General features: G+C 69.4%; 17 protein-coding genes. 7 read left to right on the top strand and 10 right to left on the bottom strand.

Going from position 1 to position 18,342, the window contains the following annotated elements; all coding sequences use genetic code 11:
* Positions 1-336 precede the first annotated feature (336 nt).
* The 3 genes from P5G52_RS04275 to P5G52_RS04265 all read left to right on the top strand — a co-directional run bounded on the left by P5G52_RS04275 (position 337) and on the right by P5G52_RS04265 (position 3,642).
* The gene (locus tag P5G52_RS04275; protein ID WP_301224989.1) at positions 337-1,500 is read left to right on the top strand and encodes an alpha/beta fold hydrolase; all 1,164 of its coding nucleotides are present in this window, start codon (positions 337-339) and stop codon (positions 1,498-1,500) included.
* A gap of 64 nt (positions 1,501-1,564) precedes the next feature.
* Positions 1,565-1,975 (top strand): DUF1801 domain-containing protein, encoded by a 411-nt coding sequence (locus tag P5G52_RS04270; protein ID WP_301224987.1) that lies wholly within the window; start codon positions 1,565-1,567, stop codon positions 1,973-1,975.
* Positions 1,976-2,154: 179 nt separating this feature from the next.
* A complete protein-coding gene (locus tag P5G52_RS04265) occupies positions 2,155-3,642 on the top strand; it encodes an FAD-dependent oxidoreductase (protein ID WP_301224986.1) in 1,488 nt (495 codons plus the stop codon).
* 87 nt (positions 3,643-3,729) lie between these two features.
* Here the strand turns inward: P5G52_RS04265 and P5G52_RS04260 are convergent, their stop codons facing one another.
* From P5G52_RS04260 to P5G52_RS04250, 3 genes are all read right to left on the bottom strand, one after another.
* Entirely contained in the window at positions 3,730-4,128 is a 399-nt protein-coding gene (locus P5G52_RS04260; RefSeq protein WP_301224985.1) for an MmcQ/YjbR family DNA-binding protein, read from the bottom strand.
* Between the two features lie 91 nt (positions 4,129-4,219).
* Positions 4,220-4,639, bottom strand: a complete 420-nt coding sequence (gene mscL / locus P5G52_RS04255) for a large conductance mechanosensitive channel protein MscL (RefSeq protein WP_301228643.1) — start codon at positions 4,637-4,639, stop codon at positions 4,220-4,222.
* A 96-nt stretch (positions 4,640-4,735) separates the two neighbouring features.
* Positions 4,736-5,287, bottom strand: a complete 552-nt coding sequence (locus P5G52_RS04250; protein WP_301224984.1) for a TetR/AcrR family transcriptional regulator — start codon at positions 5,285-5,287, stop codon at positions 4,736-4,738.
* A 61-nt stretch (positions 5,288-5,348) separates the two neighbouring features.
* On the opposite strand from P5G52_RS04250, the gene P5G52_RS04245 reads away from it, so the two are divergent.
* Entirely contained in the window at positions 5,349-6,941 is a 1,593-nt protein-coding gene (locus tag P5G52_RS04245) for an MFS transporter (RefSeq protein ID WP_301224983.1), read from the top strand.
* Positions 6,942-7,038: 97 nt separating this feature from the next.
* Here the strand turns inward: P5G52_RS04245 and P5G52_RS04240 are convergent, their stop codons facing one another.
* A complete protein-coding gene (locus P5G52_RS04240) occupies positions 7,039-8,298 on the bottom strand; it encodes an MFS transporter (protein WP_363321861.1) in 1,260 nt (419 codons plus the stop codon).
* Positions 8,299-8,339: 41 nt separating this feature from the next.
* Positions 8,340-8,966, bottom strand: coding sequence for a TetR/AcrR family transcriptional regulator (locus P5G52_RS04235; protein WP_301224979.1), 627 nt, complete (start codon positions 8,964-8,966; stop codon positions 8,340-8,342).
* A 212-nt stretch (positions 8,967-9,178) separates the two neighbouring features.
* Here P5G52_RS04235 and P5G52_RS04230 point away from each other — a divergent pair, with 212 nt between their 5' ends.
* From P5G52_RS04230 to nagB, 3 genes are read left to right on the top strand one after another with little or no spacing between them, the layout of a single operon-like run.
* A complete protein-coding gene (locus P5G52_RS04230; RefSeq protein WP_301224977.1) occupies positions 9,179-10,648 on the top strand; it encodes a purine-cytosine permease family protein in 1,470 nt (489 codons plus the stop codon).
* Positions 10,649-10,657: 9 nt separating this feature from the next.
* A complete protein-coding gene (locus P5G52_RS04225) occupies positions 10,658-11,761 on the top strand; it encodes an alcohol dehydrogenase catalytic domain-containing protein (RefSeq protein WP_301224975.1) in 1,104 nt (367 codons plus the stop codon).
* Between the two features lie 47 nt (positions 11,762-11,808).
* A complete protein-coding gene (gene nagB, locus P5G52_RS04220; protein WP_301224973.1) occupies positions 11,809-12,582 on the top strand; it encodes a glucosamine-6-phosphate deaminase in 774 nt (257 codons plus the stop codon).
* Positions 12,583-12,827: 245 nt separating this feature from the next.
* Here nagB and P5G52_RS04215 read toward each other — a convergent pair whose 3' ends face one another.
* Genes P5G52_RS04215 through P5G52_RS04195 form a run of 5 tightly spaced genes read right to left on the bottom strand, consistent with a single transcriptional unit; the run spans position 12,828 to position 18,338 of the window.
* On the bottom strand, positions 12,828-13,835 hold the full coding sequence (locus P5G52_RS04215) for an ABC transporter substrate-binding protein (protein WP_301224971.1): 1,008 nt from the start codon (positions 13,833-13,835) through the stop codon (positions 12,828-12,830).
* A gap of 55 nt (positions 13,836-13,890) precedes the next feature.
* Positions 13,891-15,303, bottom strand: a complete 1,413-nt coding sequence (locus tag P5G52_RS04210) for an NtaA/DmoA family FMN-dependent monooxygenase (protein ID WP_301224969.1) — start codon at positions 15,301-15,303, stop codon at positions 13,891-13,893.
* An 8-nt stretch (positions 15,304-15,311) separates the two neighbouring features.
* Complete coding sequence (locus tag P5G52_RS04205) at positions 15,312-16,412, bottom strand: LLM class flavin-dependent oxidoreductase (RefSeq protein WP_301224967.1); 1,101 nt, start codon at positions 16,410-16,412, stop codon at positions 15,312-15,314.
* Positions 16,409-17,236: a DUF1684 domain-containing protein gene (locus P5G52_RS04200; RefSeq protein ID WP_301224965.1), complete on the bottom strand. Its 828-nt coding sequence runs from the start codon at positions 17,234-17,236 to the stop codon at positions 16,409-16,411. Before P5G52_RS04200 ends, P5G52_RS04205 begins: the two co-directional genes overlap by 4 nt.
* Positions 17,220-18,338, bottom strand: coding sequence for an LLM class flavin-dependent oxidoreductase (locus P5G52_RS04195; RefSeq protein ID WP_301224963.1), 1,119 nt, complete (start codon positions 18,336-18,338; stop codon positions 17,220-17,222). The genes P5G52_RS04200 and P5G52_RS04195 overlap by 17 nt, the downstream gene beginning before the upstream one ends.
* Between the last annotated feature and the right edge of the window lie 4 nt (positions 18,339-18,342).

Here is an 18,342-nt window from a genome sequence, read left to right as displayed (position 1 = left end):
TGCGGAAGGACTTATCAACACCCTCACCACGCCTGGAGGTGGCGTTCCCTGCGGATCACTCGCAGGGCAGAATCCTTTCCATGAAGGGCCTTTTCACGCTGCATGTCCGTTGGCGCTGAGTGACACCATGGGCGCATGGCATTCACTCCGGCCGGTAGGGACAGCATGGCTGCCGCTCACGTTGGCCCTCCAGTCAAGGGTAGGAACCACACGCCTCGCCCCGATCCTCCGTCCAGGGGACACATCGGCTGGATAGTGGCCGGCTCACTGACTGCCGGGGTCCTCGCCGCAGTTCTGTTGGCCGCCGCGCCGTTCATTCCGGTAACGGAGAGCGGGGTGACCGGGGCCATCCTGGTCGGGCTTGCGCTGGGGTGGGCCATGCTGGCCGTGCTCTCGGGACGGTTCACCGATCAGCCGCAGAAATGGGCCGCAGTTCCCGCACTCTTCCTGGGACTGGCCGGGTGTCTCCTGGTGGTGTTCGGTCCCCCGATGCGCGAGGCGCTCACCTGGGTGTGGCCGCCTGCAGTACTGGTGTTGGCCCTCTGGATGATTCTCCAGGCGAGGCGGCGGCTTCGGAGCCGCAGCGGACGCCTCCTGCTCTACCCGGTGATCGCAGTGCTGGTTCTTGCCTCGATCGGTGGAGGGTACGAAGCCGCAGGCGAAGCGGCGGACGCGAAGGCCCACTCGATGCCGGGCCGGCTGATCGATGTGGGCGGACACCGCCTGCACCTGGATTGCACCGGTTCAGGCAGTCCTACCGTCGTGCTCGAACCGGGCGCCGGCGGAGTGTCATCGGATCTCGAACGGATAGCCCCGGCCGTTGCCCTCGACACCCGGGTATGCGTCTATGACCGGGCAGGTCGTGGGTGGAGCGATCCGGCGAACACCCCGCAGGACGCCGCACGGATTGCCACCGACCTTCACACGCTGCTGCAGCGCGGGAACGTGCCCGGGCCGTACGTGCTGGCGGGACACTCGTTCGGCGGACTCTACGCGCTGACGTTCGCTGCACGCTATCCCGAGGACGTGGCCGGGCTGGCCCTGGTGGACTCGACCGCGCCGGCATCCGACCCGGATACGGAACCAGCACACGGCACCGGATCTGGATCCGGTTCCCAGGGCACGACGCGGCGGGTCTCGGCACTTGCCGCGGGCGTAGCGCGACTGGGCATCGGCCAGTTGCTCGGCGTGACACCCACCCACCTGCAGAGCACCCTCGACGAGTACGGCCAGGGCGGCGCATCGACGCAGCAGGCTGCCGCCCTCGACGACCTCACCGACAAGCCGCTGGTCGTTCTCACAGCAGGCAGCGGCAGCCAGCCCGGCTGGGGCGCGGCGCAGGACGCCCTTGCCGCCTTGTCGACCAACAGCGTGCACCGCGTCATCGACGGGGCCACCCATGCCTCGTTCATCACCGATCAGGAGGACGCGGCCGCGGCTGCCCACGGGATCCTCGACGTCGTATCCGCCGTGCGGACCGCAAGCCTGGTCATACCGTAGGGCGGAGGACTGTACGGGACCGCTCAGCCGGGCAGTGTTCGATGTGCGGGATTAGGGTTTCCCCATGACCAGTAAGGACAGCGTCGTCGACGCCTGGTTCGACCAACAGTCGCACACGATGACCACCGCCGCTCGGACACTCAGGAGTGCAATCCTTCGGGCGGTGCCAGAAGCCGTCGAGAGCATCAAGTGGCAAGCACCGAACTTCGCGAGAGGCGACGATTTCGCGACCTTCAGTATGCGTCGGCCCGGAGTTCTCCAGGTCATCCTCCACACCGGCGCGAAACCAAAACCGGAATGGCCGGCCATTCCCCTGGATGACCTCGATGGGCGCTTGAAGTGGGTTGGCCACAACCGTGCGGTGATCACGTTCACGTCGCCAGAGGATGTCGCTGAAGCCCTCCATGTGTTCGAGCAGGCCATTGGCGTCTGGGCGGCCCACATCTCATCCGACGTCCCGGGCGCCGATGGCTGAACGACGCCCCAGCGATCGCTGACCCAGGAGCAGCGTGCAGCCGCTCCTGGCTCGCGTGCTCCGCGGACGTCTCCAGATAGTGCACCGCGTAGCCCGCCTCCGACGGCCGTCGGGCCGCTTGACTGTAAGCATGCTTAGTGGTTCCGTGGGAAGACCGACCGGCTCGCGAAGGGACCACCATGAGATCGCTCTGGCTCGACACTGCTCCGCACATCCCGTCCGACACCCTGCAGGACGGCACCGCGTACGACTCCGTGGTGGTGGGAGCGGGACTGACGGGCCTGACGACGGCGCTCCTGCTGGCGCGGGCGGGCCACCGTGTGGCGGTCCTCGAGGCGCGGACCGCCGGAGCGGTGACCACGGGCAACACCACGGCGAAGCTCTCCCTCCTGCAGGGCACCAGCATCTCGACGATCCTCCAGCACCACGACGCCGAACTCGCCCGCGCCTACGTCCTGGGCAACCGCGAGGGCCAGAGCTGGCTGCTGCGCTTCTGCGACGAGCACGGGATCGGCTACGAGACCCGGGACGCCGTCAACTACGCGACCACCGACACCGGCGCCCGCAAGCTCGTCTCCGAGCACGAGGCGTGCACCGAGGCGGGCCTCGCCACCGAGCTCGGCGCCGCCACCGATCTTCCCTTCCCCGTCCGCAAGACGCTGCGCCTGAAGGACCAGGCGCAGTTCCACCCGCTCGAGGTGCTGGCCGGCCTGGCGTCGGAGCTCCGGCGGCACGGCGGTGCGCTGATCGAGGGCGTCCGGGTGGAGGGCGTCGCGAAGACCGGGTCGGAGGGCGTGGAGTTGAAGACCACCGCGGGCGCCGTGACGGCATCGAACGTGGTGCTCGCCACGGGCATCCCGATCCTCGACCGGGGAGGCTACTTCGCCGTCCTGCAGCCGATGCGCTCGTACTGCGTGGCCCTGACCGTACACGACGACGTCCCCGAGGACATGTACCTCAGCGTCGATTCGCCCACCCGTTCCCTGCGCACGGCGACCGTGAACGGGACCAAGTACCTGATCGCGGGCGGCAACGGCCATCGGGTCGGGCACAGCTCGAACACCCAGGGCCGGGTGGACGGCCTCACGCGCTGGGCGCAGGAGTACTTCCCCACGGCGCGGCCCGCCTACGCCTGGTCCGCGCAGGACTACGCCCCTGCCGCCGCCGTGCCCTACGTCGGCAAGGTCCCGGCCGGCGGCGGGCACATCTATGCGGCGACGGGCTACAACAAGTGGGGCATGACGAACGCCGTCGCGGCATCCATGGCCCTGTCCGGCGAGATCCTCGGGGGCAACATGCCGTGGGCCCAGACCCTCTACCGGACGAAGGTCAGCCCTGCGGACGCGCTCCAGACCGCCCAGGCGAACGCCGTCGTCGGCATGGACCTGGTGACCGGTTGGCTGTCGGGCCTCGCGAAGACCGGCTCCTCGGCCCCCGGAGAGGGCGAGGGCCGCGTCATCCGGGAGGGCGCACGGCCCATCGGTGTCTGCACGGTCGACGGCGTCCAGCATCGCGTCTCGGCCGTCTGCCCCCACCTGCGCGGCGTCCTGACCTGGAACGACGCCGAGCGGTCCTGGGACTGCCCGCTGCACGGTTCGCGTTTCACGGCCGACGGGAAGCTGCTCGAAGGGCCGTCGACCTCCGACCTGGCGGACACGCGGCGCTGACGACCGCAACCGACCGGGAGCCCGCGCTCGCACTGCATCGGCCCCGGTAGCGCCTGTCGCCGCGACCGGCGGATCCCGCGGACGAGCTCAATCGGAGGCGGCGCCGGCGCTGTCCGCCTGGAGCTGGACGGCGTAGTCGTAGGCCTCGAGCAGGAACTCGGTCCACTCGCGGTCCTGGTCCTCCGTCCCGGACTCCTCCGGCGCGATGCCCACCCACTCCCGGGCCGTCCCTCGTCCGATCCGCGCCGGAACCGCAGCACCCTGGGCGACGAGGGCTGCTGCGCGTTCCGCGGGCACCTTGACCATGAGCCGGCCCTCCCGGTCGAGCAGGGCGAACAGCTTCCCGTTCAGGGAGATCGCGGCACTCCCGAACATCGTGGTGCGCCCGACACCGGCATGGTCCAGCAGCCCGCCGACCAGCCGGTCGAGGCGCACGCCCGCCTCGGCGCGCTGAGCGCGGCGGTCCGCTGCCTCGTCGTCGTTCATCGGTCCCTCCCCCGAAGCGGTACTGCAGGTCCGCCGCTCCCATCCGCGGCGGACACCGGAGGGGCGATGCGCACCGCCGCCTCCTGCTCCCTCATTGCCGGGCGTCCCGCCCCGCCATGTCCTTCAGCAGGTCGCGCATCTCCGTGAGCAGGGCGGTATCCACGGGAATCGGGTCCTCCGCGGGTACGTGGGGAGCGGCGCGGTGGTGGAGACGCCGGTTCGCGGAGTTCAGGGGGACGACGAAGAGGAAGTAGACCACGGCCGCCGTGATGAGGAACGAGACTGCCGCCGTGATGACGGCACCGATGTCGACAAAGGTGGCATCGTTGCCCGGCCGGATGTTGAAACCGAATCCGGCGGCATCGACTCCGCCCGCGGACGCGATGATCGGGTTGATGATGTTCGCGGTGAAGGCCCCCACGAGGGCGGTGAAGGCGCCGCCGATCACGACGGCGATCGCCAGTTCGACGACGTTGCCGCGGAGAATAAAATCCTTGAAGCCCTTGATCATCGTCATCCCTGGTCGGTGGTTGCTGGGTGGGCCGGATGTTCCTGCACGGCCCACTCTAGGGTCAGATCCTCCGGGATGCATGGCTGGAGCGGCCGGTCAGGAGCCGGTGGCCCTGCGGGCGGAAACGATGAGGTCGACGACGTCGAGCAGTTCCTCGATCTCCTCGCTGCTGGTCCGGCCGGCACCGGCGGAGGCGAAGAACGCGGCATCGTAGTAGAGCCCGTCACCCAGCAGCTTGACGGCGCGCGCCGTCGTGCGATCACCGAGCTTGGCCTCGAGGGCGTCCAGCCACCGTTCCTGGATCCCGGCGAGGGAGGCCTTCGCCGTGGGGTGGCCCTGCTGGGCGAGGCGGGCCATCGACACGAGAGCCCGGTCGAGGGCGCTGTCCTCGAACACCGAGGTGCGGACGTAGTAGCGGGCCGCTCCGTCCGGCGCCGACGTCATGGCCTCGCGGTCCTTGTCGGCCAGTCCCCGGAGCCGGTCGGCGAGCCCGTCCACCAGTGCCTCCTTGGAGGGGAAGTGGTACAGCAGGCCACCCTTGGAGACATCGGCGGCGGCGGCGACCGCCTCCATGGTGGCGGCCCTCTCGCCTTCGCGGATCAGCGCGTCTTCGAAGCTGTCGAGGATGCGCTCACGGGAACTGGACACTCCTTGATGATACCGGTCACTTTTGTTGTACTGTACCGGCTGGACGGTATAGCTTAGATGAATGACCACTTCACCTTCCACCTCCGCGCGCACCGGGGTGAACCCGCGTGCCGTTTCCCCCTCCTCCCCCGCCTCCCTTGCCGGCCGCCGCGAATGGTTCTCCCTCGCCGTGCTGATGCTGCCGGTGCTGCTGGTCTCGGTCGACAACACCGTCCTGAGCTTCGCGCTGCCGGAAATCTCCCGCCACTTCGCCACAAGTGGCACCACACTGCTCTGGATCGTGGACAGCTACCCCCTCGTGCTCGCGGGACTCCTGGTCGCGATGGGCAGCCTGGGAGACCGCTTCGGCCGCCGGCGCCTGCTCATGATCGGCGCGGCCGGCTTCGCCCTCTTCTCCGTGGTCGCAGCCTTCGCCCCGACCGCGGCCTTCCTCGTCGCGTCCCGCGTCGGCCTCGGTGTGTTCGGCGCCATGCTCATGCCGTCGACCCTGTCGCTGATCCGCAACATCTTCGCCGACCGGAACCAGCGGAGGATCGCCATCGCGGTGTGGGCCGCAGGGTTCTCAGCCGGCGCTGCCCTCGGCCCCCTGCTCGGCGGCGCCCTGCTCGAGCACTTCTGGTGGGGCTCGGTGTTCCTCCTGGCGGTGCCCGTACTCGTCCTCATGCTCGCGCTGACCCCGGCCGTCGTGCCCGAGTCCAGGGACTCGAACCCGGGCCGCGTGGATTACGCCGGCATCGCCCTGTCCATCGCGACGATGCTGCCGATCGTCTACGCCATCAAGAACCTGGCGAAGGGAGGTCCACTGCTCGTCTCCGTGACGGCGGCATTCATCGGCCTCGCCGCCGGCACGGCGTTCGTCGTGCGCCAGCTCCAGCGGCGCGACCCGATGCTCGACGTCCGCCTGTTCACGGTGCGGGCCTTCACGGGAGCCGTCCTGGTGAACCTCCTCGCGATCTTCTCGCTCGTCGGGTTCCTGTTCTTCGTCTCGCAGCATCTGCAGCTGATCCTGGGCTACACCCCGCTCGACGCCGGGCTCGTGCTGCTGCCGGGCCTCCTGGTGACCATCGTCGCCGGCCTCGGCGTCGTACCGCTCGCCCGGCGGCTGCCGCCGCATGCCGTCGTCTCGGTGTCGCTGCTCTTCTCGGCCGTTGCCTACGCGATGATCGCCCTGCTCGGCGAGGGCGGATCGGCGGGCTTCCTCCTGGTCGCCTTCGTCATCCTCGGGATCGGCGTGGGAGCGTCGGAAACGGTCTCCAACGACCTGATCCTGTCCACGGTGCCGGCCGACAAGGCCGGAGCCGCCTCCGCCGTCTCGGAGACCGCCTACGAGGTCGGCTCGGTCCTCGGCACCGCGGTGCTGGGCAGCATCCTGCTCGCCTCCTACCAGCGGAACCTGATGCTCCCCGCGGGCCTCACCTCCGCACAGGTGGAGTCGTCCACGGAGACCCTCGGGGGTGCCGTCGAGGTCGGCACGCAGCTCGGCCCGACCTCCGCTGCGCTCCTGCGGGATTCGGCGTTCGCCGCCTTCGACAGCGGCGTCACGGTCACCTCCGGCATCGCAGCCCTGCTCATGGTGGGGGCGTCCGTACTGGCGGCGTGGAGCCTGCGCGGCGAGGCGAAGGCCGGACCGGCGCGGGCGGCCGCCGACCACTAGGACGACGAATGCACCCGGCGAGTACCGACTCGCCGGGTGCATTCGTGTGTCACGGCCGGCATCGGACGCCGGCTCCGCTCGCCGACCCGCTTCGCCCCTACCGGCGGGCGGTTTTTTCGCACGCGCTGACGAGGAGGACCGCGCAACTGAACCAGATGGCGCCGGCTGCCCCCAGCGGGGCGGCAAGGAAACCGGCGGTGATCGGCATGACGACCTGTCCTACGCGGTTGCCGGTCAGCCGGACGGCAAGAGCCGTGCCCCGCCACCCGTCAGGGACGGCAGTGGAGACGAGCGTCATCGTCAGCGGCTGCCCGAGACCGAGGCAGAACCCGCCGATGACCAGCAGCGGTACGACGATCCACGGCTGACCGACGGTCAGCGGGGGGAAGATCAGAGCCACTCCGGATCCGTACAGGCTGACGAGCAGCAGCGTCCGGGACGACAGTCGGGAGGACAGCCAGGGCAGGCAGGATCGGGACAGGATGGAAGCAGCCCCACGAATGGCCAGCAGCACCCCGATCTGGGCGGGTGGAATGCCCGCCTCCTCCCCCGCAAGGGGAAGGAAGGCGGTCAGGATGTCCAGCATCGCCAGCAGCGACAGGGATGCCAGCATGTGGGACGGCACGCCCGCTCGCCCCAGGATCGCCGACAGCGTCGCCCGTTCCTGTCGGGCAGGCAGAGAGCGTCCGTCGTCGGGCTGTTCGGGACCTCCGGCGGGAGTGCCGACAGCGGGGGCAGGGGCCGTGCTCTCGGGTGGCCGGGCGGTGCGGAACAGCACGATCGGAGCCGCCAGCAGCGACAGGCCTGCGCCGACCCACAGGGCTACCGTGATACTGGCGGAGCGCTCCGCGGAGACCGTTCCGAGGCTGGAGCCCAGCAGGAGGCCCGCGATCAGTGGTCCGACGAGTTGTCCGGCGGAGTAGGCCGCCGTGAACCATCCGAAGGCGGCGTTCATCTGCCCGGGACGGGCATGGCGGGTGATCAGTGTCTGGCCGGCGATGGTGAAGACCAGGTGCCCGAACCCGAGCAGTGCATTGGCTCCTGCGACGAGGGCGATGCTGGAGGACAGCGCAAGCGCCAGGGAGCCCAGGCCGAGCAGGGCCGCTCCCAGGGCGACCAGCCGGCTCAGCCGCCGCATCCTGTCACTGAGCCGCCCGAGCGGCAGCGCACTGAGCAGGGGGATGAGGGCGTAGGCGGCAGTCACCAGGCCGATGGTGGTGGTGTCCGCGTCGAGGGCCAGAAGCTTGTAGGTGGTGACGGGCCGCACGAGGTTGAGTGCGGTCTGGGTCAACAGGGCGCCTCCGGCAAGGATCCACAACCAACCCCACGAGCGCTGGGGCGCGATGCTAGGAGACATCCGGACGATCTGGGAGAAGCATTGCGGCCTGCGTTCCTATCTCATACTCGATCGAACCCGGCCCGCGAGACCTCCAGGTAGCTGATCGCCGCCCGGATCCCCAGACGCAAGCCTTCCCCGATGCGGTCCGGGGCAGGCTCCGAGGCTCCGGCCCCGTGCAGAGCGGGATGGGCGTCCGCGCTGGACAGCCAGAGCGGATCGGGGGAAGCAGCATCGAGGGCCGATCCGAAGACCAGGGCGTCGAGCATGGAGATCACCGCCAGGTGCTGCTCCCGCGGCACGCCGGCCTCGGCGAGCGCCGACGCCAGGACCTCGTACAGGGCCAGCGTCGGCGCGTCGTCGACCATGCGCCCCAGGAGCAGCGGGATCGCCGAAGGGTAGCGCGCCACGGCCTCCCGGTAGGCCAGGACCCAGTACTCGATCCTCGACTGCCAGCTCGCGTCCGCCCCACCCAGCGCGTCGAGGTCGATCTCGCGGTAGATCCGCTCCCGGAGGGCCTCGATGATCTCGTCCCTGCCCCCGATCATGTGGTGGTACAGCGAGGAGGGATTGACGCCCAGGTGCTGGGCGATCCCGGTGATCGTGAAGTCGCGGTGCCTGCCGACCAGTTCCAGGGCGGCTTCGAGGATGATGTCCCGAGACAACAGTTGCTTGCGTGGCCGTGCCATTCTCCGAGTATGGCAGACCCCGGATTCTCCTCCCCCAGCGAGCAGAAGTGGTGACGGACCGCATAACCGAATAAGATTTGGTTAGGTGTGAACCACGTCATATTCTTGGGCCACGCCTGTTCCTCCGGGAACGGGCGCCGTCCCCGACCTGCAGTCCGCCGCCAGCACGGCGACGACGGCGACCCTTCCAGCCCCTACCGACGAAGGTGACCATGTCGCACGTTCCGAACGACCAGACACCCGCCCTCACGGCTCCCCCGCTGATCGAGACACGCTCGATCGACTGGGTCCCCGAGAACGAACGCCACGGGAAGCTATGGCATCAGGCACCCCTGTGGTTCCTCGGCAACTTCCAGTACTTCTCCATCCCGATCGGCTTCATCGGCCCGTCCCTGGGACTGTCCTTCGGCTGGACCGTGCTCGCCAGCATCCTCGGCATCGCCGTCGGCACCGTGTTCATGGCCTTCCACGCGTCCCAGGGCCCGACCATGGGCCTCCCCCAGCTGATCCAGTCACGGGCGCAGTTCGGCTATCGCGGCGTGATCGTGCCGCTCCTGGCCACGCTGTTCACCTACATGGCCTTCAACGTCGCCGACACCGTGCTTCTCAGCGAAGGCCTGAGCGGCTCCTTCGGCTGGAACCCCACGGTGATCGCCGTGCTGGCAACCCTCGCCGGGGTGGTCCTGGCCATCTTCGGCCACGACTGGCTCCACAAGGCATTCCGCATCCTGCTGTATGTCTCGCTGCCGATCATGACGATCCTGACGATCGGCGTCATCACCGGCGCTGCCGGCGGGTCGTTGAGCGGCGGGGAGTACGGATTCACCTGGCCGGCCTTCATGGCCCAGTTCGCTGCCTGCGCTGCCTACAACATCACGTATGCCCCGTACGTCTCCGACTACTCCCGCTACCTGCCCACCACCACCCGGGCCCGGTCGGTGATCGCCGCAGTCTTCTTCGGTGCGTCGTCCTCGGCGATCTGGCTGATCATCCTCGGCGCCTGGCTGTCGATCGCGCTCGGTGCGACGGACGGGCTCGTCGGGCTCCAGACCGCGGGCAACTCCGTCTTCGCCCGCCTGGGGGACGCGGCCGCCCTGCTCTCCGCGCTTGCGCTCACGGCGACCATGGGCATGAACGCCTACGGCGGAATGCTGACGGTGCTCACGACCATCGATTCGATCCGGCCCATCAAGCCGAGGACCACCGCACGCGTCGTGACCATCCTGGCTCTGGCCGTCGCCTGGTACGCCATCGCCGCTTCCATCAACTCGGGCGCGGTCGCGACCGTCTTCTCGGCCCTGACCCTGATGCTCTACATCCTGGTGCCGTGGACGGCCACGAACCTCGTCGACTTCTTCCTCGTCCGGAAGGGCCACTACGCGATCACCGACCTGTTCACCCCGAAGGGCATCTACGGCGCCTGGGGCTGGCAAGGGCTGACGGCATTTGCCATCGGCCTGCTGACCGAGATCCCGTTCATGCTGCTGCCTGCCGTCGGGAACTGGAGCTACGTGGGCCCCGTGGCCACGGCGCTCGGGGGCGTGGACATCGCCTGGTTCGTGGGCCTCCTGACCACGTCGGTGGCATACCTGCTGCTCAGCCGGACCATCGACCGTGGCGCCGAGGAAGCGCACCTGCGGGAGAGCAACGAGAAGCTCTCGAAGACCATCACCACAGACTAGGAACAGCCCGTGACCGACACTTCCGCTTTCACCTTCCGGCCAGGGGCCGGACCGTCCCTCGAACCCGTCCAGGTACGGCCCCCGGACCGCGGGCAGGTCCGCGTGGAGATCCGTGCCACCGGGGTCTGTCACTCCGATCTGCACATCGTCAACGGGGACTGGCCCACGGAACGCCCCCTGGTCCTGGGCCACGAGGCGTCCGGCGTGGTGCAGGAGACGGGGCCCGACGTCACGGACCTGGCGCCAGGGGACCATGTCGTCCTGTCCTGGTTCGCCCCGTGCAGGAAATGCGTCAACTGCGCGGCGGGCAGGGGCTGGCTCTGCACGGGGACCACCGCCCTGGACCACACACTGCCGGACGGGAGCACGCCGTTCTCCGACGGGAACGGGCAGGACCTGTGGCCCTATCTCGGGCTCGGGACCTTCACCAGCGAGGTCGTCGTCCCGGAGACGGCCGCCGTGAAGGTGGGCAAGGACGTCCCGTTCACCGTCGGGGCGCTGCTGGGCTGCTCGGTGACGACCGGCGTGGGCGCCGTGCTCAACACCGCCGATGTCCCGGCCGGATCGTCGGCGGTCGTCATCGGCTGCGGCGGGGTGGGCCTGTCGGTCATCATGGGGCTCAAGCTCGCCGGCGCGTATCCGATCATCGCCGCCGACCTGTCCGAGGCCAAACGCACCAAAGCGGAAGAACTGGGCGCGACCCTCACCGTCGACCCGCGGACGACGGACCTCGCGTCCTACGTCAGCGAGGAACTCGGAGGGGTGGACTTCGCGTTCGAGGCCATCGGCAACGAGAAGGTCATCGAGACCCTGCCGGGGCTGCTGGCCCCCGGCGGTGCTGCGGTGCTGGTCGGGATGACGCGCATCGGTGCGCGGTCCTCCATCGACCCCTTCGACCTCGCCGACCAGGGCAAGCGGATCCTCGGCTGCAACTACGGGTCCAGCGTCGCGCACGTCGACATCCCCCGCCTGTCACGGCTCTACCTCGCCGGGCAGCTGCCGCTGGAGGAACTCATCGACACCGTCCGCCCGCTGGGCGATGCACAACAGGCACTGGATGAACTGGCGGCAGGGTCCGGGCTGCGCTCGATCCTGATCCCCGGCGGTCGATGACGCACAGTTAGCGTCCTCGATCCCCCTTGCACAGATCGGAGTCCACGATGCGTGTCGTCATCCTCGACAGCACCGAGGACATCGGCGCCTATGGAGCCGGCGTCATCCTCGACGGCGTGCGCCGGGGCAGGATCCACACGCTCGGCGTCGCCACCGGGTCCTCTCCGCTGGCCATCTACCGTGCACTGGCCGACCAGTGGATCCCCGCCCTGGCCCAACTGAAGGCCTTCGCGCTCGACGAGTACGTCGGCCTCCCGGCGGACGACCCCCGGAGCTACCGGTCGGTGATCCAACAGGAAGTGACCGACAAACTCCGCCTCGACCCGGCCAACGTCCATGTCCCGAACGGCTGCGCCGCCGACCTGGACGCCGAATGCGAGCGGTACGAGGCGGCGATGGCCGAAGCGGGGGGTGTGGACCTGCAGCTGCTGGGCATAGGTCGGAACGGGCACATCGGGTTCAACGAGCCGAGCTCCTCCCTGTCCTCGCGCACCCGGCCGAAGACACTGATGGCAGCCACCCGCAGGGACAACGCACGCTTCTTCCCCGATCCCGGGGACGTCCCCCGCCACTGCCTCACCCAGGGGCTCGGCACGATCCTCGACGCGGCCGAGGTGCTGCTCGTCGCCCAGGGCTCGGCCAAGGCCCCGGCGGTACGCGCAGCACTCGAGGGACCGCTGTCCAGTATGTGCCCGGCGTCGGTGCTGCAGCTGCACCGTCGGGCGACCGTCGTCCTGGACGAGGAGGCCGCACAGCATCTCGCGCTACGGGAGTACTACCTCGACACAGGAAGGAACCCGATCGAGGGCATGCGGGCGTGACTACCGTCGCGTTCCACAGCACCACCTAGATCGACGCCGACGGCGAGACCACCGACTTCTGGGTGGTGACCGAAGCGAGGACGATCACCGCCACCGACACAGGGACAGGATGGTATACACGCGCCTCGGACATCGTGATCGAGGGCCCGTTCCTGTTAGTCGACAAGCGGGGCGCCCACAACGCGGAATGCCTCACCTATCCCTCCCCGGACAGCGTAGGCCGCCTGCTCGAGGCCGGCAGTGACTCAGGAACCCAGTCCGGGCGGGTTGAGCTCGGACTTCTCGATCGCCTCGGTGGTCAGGCCCCAGCGGTCCAGGATCTTGCCGTAGGTGCCGTTGTCGATCAGGTGGTTCAGCCCTGCCTGCGCGGCCGCGGCGAAGCCGTTGCCCTTCTGCGTGGCCACGGCGATGTTGGCTTTCTTCGGCCAGCCGCCGTCCACCAGGCCCACCAGCGTGGTTTCGCCGTCGGCCCGGGCCTTGTAGGCGCCCGTGGCGTTCGGGCCGAAGGACACGTCGGCCCGGCCGGACTGCAGGGCCAGCGAGGACGCCGAGTCGTCGTCGTAGTACTGGAATTCGACCGGCTCCAGCCCGTTCTTCGTGTTCTCGGCATCCCACTCCAGCAGGATCTTCTCCTGGTTCGTCCCGGAGCCCACGATCACCCGGAGGCCTGCGATGTCCTTCGCCTCCTTGATCTCGCTGATCGGGGCATCGGACGGAGCGTAGAAGCCGAGCAGGTCATTGCGGTAGCTGGCGAAGTCGAACTTCTGCTTGCGCTCCTCGGTGACCGTGACATTGCTGATCACGGCCTCGTACTTGCCGGACTCCACACCGAGCGGCCAGTCGGCCCAGGTCACCGGGATCACCTCTGCCTCCAGGCCCAGTGACTCGGCGAGTGCGTAGGCGATGTCCACCTCGTTGCCGATCGCGGTCGTGTTGTCGGTCGCGTAGAGCGCCAGCGGGGCGGCGAAGGGGCTCACGGCCACACTGAGCTTGCCGTCCGCACTGACCTCCTCCGGCACCAGGGCCTGCGCGTCGGCGGAGGCGTCGGACGTGAACCGGTCCTGCTCCGGCGAGAGGTTGAATTCGGCCGCCGGGGACGCCGTGGACGCGGCGTCCACCGGAGTGAGCCCGTCCACTGCCGCCGAGCCGGGATCCGCGCAACCGGCCAGGCCCAGCAGGGCCGGGCCGAGCAGGGTGACGCCGAGCAGTGCGTGTGGCCGGGAGCGGCGGGGCGAGGGAGCGGTGCTGTTCATGGTGCAGGCCTTCCGGTCTGTCTTACGGGTGGGTGGGGCTCGATGGGTGGGTGGGTCAGCGGATGGCTGGTTCGCCGGCTGCGGCACGGTCCGGGACCGCGAGCCCCAGGTTCTCGCGCAGGGTGGTCCCCCGGTACTGCGTGGGGTAGACCCCGCGTTCCTGCAGTTCGGGGACCAGGTGGTTGACGATGTCGTCGAGGCCGGTGGGGATCAGCCAGGGGGAGATGTTGAAGCCGTCCACGGCACCGACACGCGCGTAGTCGGCCAGGGTGTCGGCCACCTCCGAGTACGAGCCCACGAAGGAGGCGTCCGACCGCGCGGCTTTCGCGCGGACGAATTCCAGGATGCTCTGCCCCTTCTCCGCCGCCTCCTGGCGCCACTGCGCTGTCAGTTCTCCAGCCTTGGCCCCGTGGAAGCCGCTGCCGCGGGTCTCCGAGGTCTCCTCGACCGCCGGGTCGATGTCCGGCAAGGGTCCGTCCGGATCCCAGCCGTCCAGCTGCCGGCCCCAGAACTGCTCGAGGTAGGCGATGGCCTGCTGTGGCCCGATCTGGAGTTCGCGGACCCAGGCCTTCTTCTCCGCTGCCTCCGCGCTGGTCGGGGCCAGGATGAATTCGCTGGCGGGCATGATCTTCACGGCGTCGGCGGGACGCCCTGCACGGAGCGTGCGCTCGATGATGTCGGCACGGAAGGCCACGGCGGCGTCGAACTGCGGGTGGGCGGAGAAGATGACATCGGCCTGCCGCGCCGCGAAGTCCCGCCCGGCAGGGGAATCCCCCGCCTGGAACAGCACCGGGTGGTGCTGCGGGCTGCGCGGCAGCCGCGGGGTGTAGTCGACGGTGTAGTGCTGTCCCTCGTGGTGCACGCGGCGCACCGCTCCGTCCGCCGGCCAGTTCCCGGCCGTCCCGGCTGTCCCGGCGGTCCCGTCGGAGGCGATGGCGTCCGGGGCCCAGGAGTCCCAGATGGCCTTGGCCGTCCGCACGAACGCCTCGGCGTGGACGTAGCGGTCGGCGTGGTCCAGGTATCCGCCGCGACGGAAGTTCTCCCCGGTCCAGGCGTTGTCGGTCGTCACCATGTTCCATGCGGCACGACCGCCGGAGATCAGGTCCAGCGAGGACAGGCGATGGGCCAGGTCCGCCGGGTCGTTGTAGGTCGTGTTCTGAGTGGCCGCGAGCCCGATGTGGGTGGTGACCGAGGCCAGCGCGGCGAGCATGGTCTGCGCGTCCGGCCTGCCCACGACGTCCAGCGCGTGGGGCCTGCCGAGGTGTTCCCTCAGGCGGAGTCCCTCGCCGAGGAAGAACGCGGCGAACAGTCCGCGCTCGGCCGTTTGCGCTATGCGGCGGAAGGACTCGAAGTCGGTCTGGGAGCCGGATTCGGCTGCCTTCCAGATCGTGCCGGAGTTGACTCCCTGGAAGAAGACACCGAGCTGTAGCGTGCCCGATGGAGTGAAGGCGCTGCTGTGCTGTGGCATGGGATCCCCTAGTTTCCGGCGGTGGTGGACGGGTGGGCGTAGCGGCTGGCCGGGCGTGGAAGTCCCAGCAGGTCCCGGAAGGTGCCGTCCTGGACCGGTGCGCGGAGTGCGCCGCGGCGCCTCAGCTCGGGCAGGACCCACCGGGCGAGTTCGTCCAGTTCCACGGCGAGCGACGCCGGGTGCAGACGGACGCCGTCGGCTTCCGCCAGGAGCGGTTCGAGGAAGTCCACGAGGTCGGCTGCGGAACCGACGTACCGTGCGCGGCCGCTCACCGGACCGGTGGCCCGCTCCACGGCGGCCTGCCCTCGGGCGTCCAGGACGACGTCGAGCTCGCCGACGATCGCCACTGCCGCTCCCAGCCGGTGCCGGACGTCCCGGATCTCCGCGGTCAGCAGTTCCGGCGTCGGAGCGGTGACGAGCACGGCATCGACGGCGTCCGCCGGAACCTGCCCCGTACCCACGATGGAGGCGGGAGCAAGGATCGGCAGCTGTCCCTGCAGCGGGCGGGGGATGATGGACGGGCCCTTGACGGAGTAGGGGGCGCCGAAGCCCTCCGGGGTCTTGTAGTCGACGTAGTGCAGCTTGTCCGCATCGATGTACCGGCCCGTGGCGACGTCGCGGATCACGGCGTCGTCCTCCCACGAGTCCCACAGGCGGCGGGAGACCTCGATCGATGCGGCGGCTTCCTGCGCCAGGGCGGTGCCGCTCACGTTCTCGCGGCCTACGGCAGCTGCCGTTTCGGGGAATTCCGCTGCCGTTGCGATCCACCCGGCACGGCCACCGGAGACGTAGTCGAGGCTTGCCAGCTGCGTGGAGACGTGGAACGGCTCGGTGTAGACGGTGTCCACCTCGGGAACCAGCGCGATGGTCCGCGTGACCGGTCCGGCGTAGGCAGCGCGCTGCAGGGCGTTCACGCGGCCGGCACGCGGTGAGTCGGCGAAGGTGGCCACGTGGAATCCTGCGGATTCGGCGGCGAGGACGGCTTCAGCCAGGCTCGCGAAGCCGTCGGGACTTCCGAACCCCGTTCCGTCCCACCCGGCTCCGTCGAGTTCGATGGCCAGGAACCCGGCCCTGGCTGCTGTTGCGGTGCGGTCGTCGATCGTGCTCACTGCTGGTCCTGACGCTCGTAGGGGATCTTCTCGCCGGCTTCGATGGCCACCGGCAGCCGGTTCTCCGCCGGCGGCAACGGGCAGGTGGCGAGGTCCGTGTAGGCGCAGGGCAGGTTCACGGCATGGTTGAAATCGAGCTGCACGGACCCGTCCTCGGCCGGGACCACGGACAGCGAGCGGTTGGCGGCATACGTCGTGCGGCCGGACGTGTAATCGGTGAACAGCACGAGGAGCGATCCGGGGGCGAAGCCGTTGAATGCCGTCAGGGTCAGTTCCTGGCCGGCGAGCTCGAAGCGGATCTCGCCCGGCGCTTCGTAGACGTGCTGGATGCCTTCGACGGCGGCGCCCACCGTGGTGGGGCGAGGCGCGGGGAACGGCACGAAGGTGCCGGCGACGGAGAACTCCGGGTTCGGCGCATAGGCGGGCGTCCCGCGGTAATCCCGCAGCAGGGCGGTGTGCGGATCACGCGGCCGGACGACGTACCGGCCGCCACGCTTGGCAACCTCGATCACCGATTCGCCGGCGACGAGGTCGATCCCGCCCCGCTCCGCGATGGGGCCGATCGTGATCGTGGTGCCGGCCTCCGCGTTCAGCTCCTGACCGTCGCGCTGCAGGCTCTCGCCCGGCTCCAGGACGATCCGCACGGCGTCGTCCTCGGCGCTCCACGCGCCGGGGGCACCGTCCAGCCGGACGGAGGTGGTCCCCAGCCAGTGCAGGTGGGTGACGCCAAGGAAACCGTGCGGGTGGGCGCGGTGGCGTTCGTGTGCGGCGTGCCACTGCTCCCAGGCGGCGGTGAAGGGCGGAATCTCAGTGTGCGTAGGCATGGTTGCTCCTGCTGGTGTGGGCGGCGGTCTCGGGGCGGCTGCCGTAGGGGTCCTCGTCCTCCCACAGCGTGGTGGGCGCAGCCGCGCGGACCACCGGGATGACGTCGGCGGCGAACCGCTCCAGGATCTCGATCTGCTGCTCGAACGGAAGGGTGGTGGGCAGCGAGATGGACTGCAGGGAATGCCCGTACAGGGCGTGGTAGTCCAGGATCTTCGCGGCGACGTCCTCCGGGCTGCCGACCAGGGCGGGCCCTTCCGCGACGGCGTGGTCAATGTCCCGGAACGGGGAGTTGTTCCCGGGCACGTTCCGTCCCGCCGTCAGGGCTTCATAGACGGGACCGAACGCCTGCTTCGCGGCGGCGGTGCTGTCCGCGAGGAAGATCCCTCCGGCTCCGGAGCCGGAGGCGATGTAACGCTGCGCCGGGTCATGCCCGGCGGCCAGGTACTGCTCGGTGTAGTGGTCGATCAGTACCTTGTAGTTCTCCCGCGGCTGGATGGCGTTGGCGGTGAACAGCGGATCCCCCCAGGTGGCCGCGAGCTCCACCGACCGGAGCGACGTCGCGGAGCCGTGCCAGACCCGCGGCGCCCCGGCGAAGGGTCGCGGCGTCGTCGTCACCGGTTCCACCAGCGGCGCCCGCAACTCGCCGGACCAGGTCACGTCCTCCTCACGCCAGAGACGGCGCAGGAGGGCGTACTTCTCCTCCAGCAGGTCCCACTGCTGCGCCAGGTCCAGACCGAACAGTGGATACTGCAGCACTTCATTGCCCTTGCCGATGACGAGTTCCAGGCGTCCCCGGCTGAGCTGGTCGATGGTGGCGTAGTCCTCCGCCACGCGCACCGGATCCAGCACCGACAGCACCGTGACCCCGCTCTGCAGCCGGATCGTGTCGGTCACCGCTGCGATGGCAGCGAGCACCGCGGTCGGCGAGGAGGAGAGGAACTCCCCCGCGTGCCGCTCCCCCACCGCGAACGCATCGAAGCCGAGCTCCTCGGCCCGCTGCGCGGTCCGGATCACCTGGTCGAACCGGTCCGCCGGCGAGACGATGCTCCCGGTCACCGGGTTTCTCAGGTGAGGGATGATGTCCAGGACCTGGAATTTCACGGCT

It is taken from the genome of Arthrobacter burdickii (assembly GCF_030433645.1).
Lineage (GTDB): Bacteria > Actinomycetota > Actinomycetes > Actinomycetales > Micrococcaceae > Arthrobacter_D > Arthrobacter_D burdickii.
This window is presented reverse-complemented; position numbering and strand designations above follow the sequence as displayed.

What these genes read in the sequence shown, in the direction of transcription:
- P5G52_RS04215 (WP_301224971.1), bottom strand. Translation starts at nt 13,835, where the DNA reads ATGAACAGCACCGCTCCCTCGCCCCGCCGCTCCCGGCCACACGCACTG.
- mscL (WP_301228643.1), bottom strand. Translation starts at nt 4,639, where the DNA reads ATGATCAAGGGCTTCAAGGATTTTATTCTCCGCGGCAACGTCGTCGAA.
- P5G52_RS04200 (WP_301224965.1), bottom strand. Translation starts at nt 17,236, where the DNA reads ATGCCTACGCACACTGAGATTCCGCCCTTCACCGCCGCCTGGGAGCAG.
- P5G52_RS04260 (WP_301224985.1), bottom strand. Translation starts at nt 4,128, where the DNA reads ATGAACGACGACGAGGCAGCGGACCGCCGCGCTCAGCGCGCCGAGGCG.
- P5G52_RS04230 (WP_301224977.1), top strand. Translation starts at nt 9,179, where the DNA reads ATGTCGCACGTTCCGAACGACCAGACACCCGCCCTCACGGCTCCCCCG.
- nagB (WP_301224973.1), top strand. Translation starts at nt 11,809, where the DNA reads ATGCGTGTCGTCATCCTCGACAGCACCGAGGACATCGGCGCCTATGGA.
- P5G52_RS04210 (WP_301224969.1), bottom strand. Translation starts at nt 15,303, where the DNA reads ATGCCACAGCACAGCAGCGCCTTCACTCCATCGGGCACGCTACAGCTC.
- P5G52_RS04270 (WP_301224987.1), top strand. Translation starts at nt 1,565, where the DNA reads ATGACCAGTAAGGACAGCGTCGTCGACGCCTGGTTCGACCAACAGTCG.
- P5G52_RS04245 (WP_301224983.1), top strand. Translation starts at nt 5,349, where the DNA reads ATGACCACTTCACCTTCCACCTCCGCGCGCACCGGGGTGAACCCGCGT.
- P5G52_RS04265 (WP_301224986.1), top strand. Translation starts at nt 2,155, where the DNA reads ATGAGATCGCTCTGGCTCGACACTGCTCCGCACATCCCGTCCGACACC.
- P5G52_RS04235 (WP_301224979.1), bottom strand. Translation starts at nt 8,966, where the DNA reads ATGGCACGGCCACGCAAGCAACTGTTGTCTCGGGACATCATCCTCGAA.
- P5G52_RS04240 (WP_363321861.1), bottom strand. Translation starts at nt 8,298, where the DNA reads ATGTCTCCTAGCATCGCGCCCCAGCGCTCGTGGGGTTGGTTGTGGATC.